Origin of the sequence: Peterkaempfera griseoplana (assembly GCF_001418575.1) — a bacterium.
In the GTDB taxonomy this organism is placed as follows: Bacteria; Actinomycetota; Actinomycetes; order Streptomycetales; family Streptomycetaceae; genus Peterkaempfera; species Peterkaempfera griseoplana.
Window position 1 is genome coordinate 1149 of record NZ_LIQR01000698.1, and the last position, 319, is coordinate 1467.

At 64.9% G+C, this 319-nt stretch carries 1 protein-coding gene; it reads right to left on the bottom strand.

Going from position 1 to position 319, the window contains the following annotated elements; translation table 11 throughout:
* Positions 1–252, bottom strand: a 252-nt coding sequence (locus AOK09_RS41000; RefSeq protein WP_456153974.1) for a WXG100-like domain-containing protein, incomplete at its 3' end; no start/stop codon positions are given.
* Between the last annotated feature and the right edge of the window lie 67 nt (positions 253–319).

A 319-nucleotide genomic window follows, 5' to 3' on the forward strand; every position in this document is an offset into this window, starting at 1 on the left:
GCCGAGGTGCTCCATCCCCTTGGACTGCTTGTTGTCCCAGTGCTCACCGAAGGCCTCGACGGCCTTGCCGGTCGTGACCGAGCGCAGATACCCGGTCGCGTTGTCGGAGTAGGTCCGCACCTCCTGGAGCTCCGAGGCGAAGGACCGGTACTCGGTCGCGATCGCCCGGAGTTCGTCCTCGTCCACGTTGGGCCAGACGATCCCGATCAGATCCAGGATCTCGTCCAGCTCTCCGGGCAGCATGACTGCCATGTTGTTGTCTCCCCGTCAGGCTTCCGCTGTGTCAGGCCTGTGCGCGGCGCATACTAACGGTCCGCAG